This is a genomic window from Siphonobacter sp. (genome assembly GCF_048595215.1).
In the GTDB taxonomy this organism is placed as follows: Bacteria; Bacteroidota; Bacteroidia; order Cytophagales; family Spirosomataceae; genus Siphonobacter.
This window is the reverse complement of record NZ_JBMDWJ010000224.1, coordinates 1-3814: the sequence shown is the minus strand read 5'-3', so window position 1 is coordinate 3814 and position 3814 is coordinate 1. Positions and strand designations below refer to the sequence as shown.

The following is a 3814-nucleotide window of genomic DNA, read 5'->3' as shown; positions in this document are numbered from 1 at the left end:
GGCAGTCTAAGTAGATCTATTAATATATAAACTAACGACCCTAAAGCTTGTAAACTTTCGGGTCGTTCGTTTATATATCCATAAAAAAGGTTTGAGAACTAATTCTCAAACCTTTTTAAACTTACTCAAACTTTATATTATAATTGAGCAGCCAGTTTCTGAGCCAGTACGGGTTTGGGTACTGCTCCAACTACTTTATCAACGAGTTCTCCGTTTTTGAAGATCATCAGCGTAGGGATGCTACGGATTCCGAATTTAGAGGGTGTCGTGCTGTTGGCATCTACGTCCATTTTCGCTACTACGGCTTTGCCTTCGTACTCGCCGGCTAATTCTTCTACTACGGGTCCGATCATTTTGCAAGGTCCGCACCATTCAGCCCAGAAATCTACTAAAACGGGTTTATCAGAATTGATAAGTTGCTCAAAATTAGAGTCGGTCGCCTCAATTGTCTTGTGTGCCATTTCCTGAATATATTAAAAATGCTTAGATGATTCGAAGGTTAAAACGGATTCGCTTCGTGAAAGTTCAACCAATGCCTAGAAACTTGCTCCGCTTGTCGCTTTCGTACAGAGATAGAACAAGGGCATTTAAAAATTAATTCACTAGAAGAGAAGATATTCCTTCGGTTTGTTTTCACTCAAAAATCTTTCTTTCGAATTAATTTCAAGCCTTACTCATCGGTGGTTTCTTCAAAAATAAGGTTGAGGAAGTCCAGATACGGCTTTAAGAGCAAACAGCTTTCTTCCACCTTCTGGGTAAAAGTAGGCGATAGCACTTCCTGATCGGTAAAGGAATGCGAAAAAAATAACTGCGTCCGACGAAGTAGCTCAATTTCTGGGTGATCTTTTGGATAGCCTTTCGGAGCGGTTTTCAGGGATGTTCCTTCGGGTTCGCCAAAATGAGCTTTAAAAGCGGGAGCTTCAATAATGCCTTTGATTTCCTGCGGATTGTAATCAATTTCCTGACGGAATTTGGCTAACTGCGAGGGCGTTGATTCCCACATGCCTCCACCCAAAAACGATTTACCGGGGGCAATATGCAGGTAATAATCCATCTTGGACGATTTACGGCCACCTTCACCAAAGCTGGCCGCCAGCCAGGTTTTGTAGGGCGATTTATCGGGCGAAAAGCGAACGTCGCGGGCAATGCGATAATTGCAGTCTTGGACGCGGATGCCCGCCAGATTTTCGAACTGACCTATGCGATAAATCAGATCCTGTACCGTTTCCTCGAAATTTGATTTGACTCCCTCCCACTCTTTTTTGTGGATTTGAAACCATTCACGGGTATTGTTTTGAGCTAATTCTTTTAAAAATTTCAGGGTCGAAGCCGGAATCTGGGGCATAATGAAGGAGTGTTTTGGGATTTGGATGGCTTGGTTTGTTTAAAGTTTGATAACGTCTGAAAAGGGTTTGAGGTTCGTGGAGATAGAAATGACCAGCCTTCTCAGCGGGAAGACAAACGGACCTGCTGCTATCTCAATAACATAGCTCATGCCTACTATAAGCTTATTCAGATCCTCAAAAAACAAATCCAATTGCGTAACTCTCTACCCCTCACCTTTCGAAAAAGAACAAACATCCCGGTACTTATTTTTGATTGCGGATCATAGATTGCAGTTTTGCAGTAAAATTAGAAAGCTCTTTTTATGGGCAAACATCACAATTAATCCTTTCTTTTCTGATGGCTCGCATCCTTACGGGTATCCAAAGTTCTGGACTTCCTCACCTGGGAAATATTCTGGGTGCCATTCTCCCTTCGATTGAACTCTCGCAGGAACCGGCCAATGAATCTTTCTTTTTCATTGCCGATTTACATTCGCTGACTTCGCTAAAAGACGGTGAAGCCCGTCGCCAATATACGTACGCCATTGCCGCCGCCTGGCTGGCCTGTGGCTTTGATACGGAAAAAAATGTCTTCTTCCGGCAATCACGAATCCCTGAACATACGGAACTAGCTTGGTACCTGGAATGCTTCACGCCCTACCCGATGCTGGCCAATGCTCACTCGTTTAAAGACAAATCGGAAAACCTCTCCGACGTAAACTCTGGGCTGTTCGTTTATCCGGTCTTACAAGCCGCGGATATCGTCCTGTACGATGCCGAGCTGGTACCCGTGGGTAAGGACCAGCGGCAACACCTGGAAATGTCGCGGGATATTGCGGCTACATTTAATCATCGCTACGGGGATATTCTGGTTTTACCCGAAGCCCGGATTAGCGAAAAAGTGATGACAATTCCGGGTACGGACGGTCGGAAGATGTCGAAGTCGTACAACAACTACATCAATATTTTCCTGCCCGAAAAAGAGCTTCGCAAGTCCGTTATGAGTATCGTAACGGATTCGACGCCGCTGGAAGAACCCAAGAAAACGGAAGGCGATACGACGTTCACGTTGTATTCACTCTTGGCGACGCCCGAGGAAACCGAACAGATGAGGCAAAACTACGCCGGCGGCAACTACGGCTACGGACACGCTAAGCAGGCCTTGTACGAACTGATTCTGAAACGCTTTGCTACCGAGCGGGAGCGTTTCTCCTACTACATGCAGAACCCCGAAGAGCTGGAAAAAGCTTTGAGTATGGGGGAAGAAAAAGCCAAGGTTATCGCCCAACAAACCATTAAGCGAGTTCGGGAAGTACTGGGTTTTTAAACCCTAGTACTTCTAGGCATCCCTTCTTCGTTCACTTCCCGAAGGCAACGCTGCTTTCGGGAAGTTTGTTTATCCGTCTGATCAACGCCTCCTATGCTTAACCAACTCGATACGGAATTATTTTTGGCCCTTAACGGAGCCCACGCCACCTGGCTCGATCACGCCATGTACTGGATTTCCGATCAGGAGTTCTGGTACCCCTTCTACGCGTTGATTTTAGCCTGGCTTTTCTGGCGGTTCAAAAAGAAAGCCATTGGTGTGGTACTCGCCTGCGTAGCGACCATCGCCTTAGGGGATCAGTTTACCAGCAGCGTACTCAAACCCTGGGTGGCCCGACTGCGGCCCTGTCACGAACCCTCCATCGAGCGAATGGTGCACGTCGTGTGGGAATGCGGCGGCCAATACGGGTTTGCCTCGAGTCACGCCGCCAACACGTTTGGTTTTGTAATGGTCCTGACGCTCCTGTTTGGCAAAGAACATCCTTGGATTAAATGGCTATTCCTTTGGGCTGCTCTCGTTTCGTACAGCCGCATTTACGTGGGTGCCCACTACCCGCTCGACGTACTGACCGGAGCCGCCGTAGGCATACTTTTTGCTTTTCTGGTTACGTTGATTTACAAAAAACTCTCCGTTCAACGATGAAAATGCTGCTTACAGGCCTTTTGTACTTTTCCGTTCTGCTCTCGGCATGGGCCGCCGATATTGAGGGTGTCTGGTTCAATGAAGAAAAAACCTCAAAAATTCAGATTTACAAGCAAGGGGACCAGTACTTCGGAAAGATCATCTGGATTAAGGAAGTAGAGGCCAATCAGCCCAAAAAGGATGTCAATAATCCCGACGAGAAACTACGAAATCGACCGTTGATGGGAATGGTTATTCTCTCTAATTTCAAATCTGATGGCGAAAAAGTCTGGTCGGGTGGAAAAATTTATGATCCCCGAAACGGAAAGATCTACTCCTGCAAAATCACCAAAGTTTCGGATCGTGAATTAGCCGTTCGCGGCTACATTGGTACACCCATGTTAGGCCGTACCACTACCTTCACAAAAGCCGAATAATGGGCTTTTCAGCTCCCCGACCGGTTGACTAAAAACAAGCTTTTTTTAAGTCAACCGGTTTTTTCGTTCGTTTTTTTTCTACCTTTGCGGCTCAATTTCCAAGG

General features: G+C 46.2%; 5 protein-coding genes. 3 read left to right on the top strand and 2 right to left on the bottom strand.

Annotated features, from left to right (window positions below):
• Positions 1–137: 137 nt before the first annotated feature.
• Both trxA and ACOJTG_RS14145 read right to left on the bottom strand, forming a co-directional pair.
• On the bottom strand, positions 138–461 hold the full coding sequence (gene trxA, locus ACOJTG_RS14150; protein ID WP_102200028.1) for a thioredoxin: 324 nt from the start codon (positions 459–461) through the stop codon (positions 138–140).
• Between the two features lie 209 nt (positions 462–670).
• On the bottom strand, positions 671–1345 hold the full coding sequence (locus ACOJTG_RS14145; RefSeq protein ID WP_420154420.1) for a DUF2461 domain-containing protein: 675 nt from the start codon (positions 1343–1345) through the stop codon (positions 671–673).
• Positions 1346–1683: 338 nt separating this feature from the next.
• Here ACOJTG_RS14145 and trpS point away from each other — a divergent pair, with 338 nt between their 5' ends.
• From trpS to ACOJTG_RS14130, 3 genes are all read left to right on the top strand, one after another.
• Positions 1684–2652 carry a tryptophan--tRNA ligase gene (gene trpS / locus ACOJTG_RS14140; protein WP_420154419.1) on the top strand — a complete coding sequence of 323 codons (969 nt, stop codon included), beginning with the start codon at positions 1684–1686 and terminating at the stop codon, positions 2650–2652.
• A 93-nt stretch (positions 2653–2745) separates the two neighbouring features.
• The gene (locus ACOJTG_RS14135) at positions 2746–3294 is read left to right on the top strand and encodes a phosphatase PAP2 family protein (protein WP_420154418.1); all 549 of its coding nucleotides are present in this window, start codon (positions 2746–2748) and stop codon (positions 3292–3294) included.
• A complete protein-coding gene (locus ACOJTG_RS14130) occupies positions 3291–3710 on the top strand; it encodes a DUF2147 domain-containing protein (protein ID WP_420154417.1) in 420 nt (139 codons plus the stop codon). The genes ACOJTG_RS14135 and ACOJTG_RS14130 overlap by 4 nt, the downstream gene beginning before the upstream one ends.
• Positions 3711–3814 lie beyond the last annotated feature (104 nt).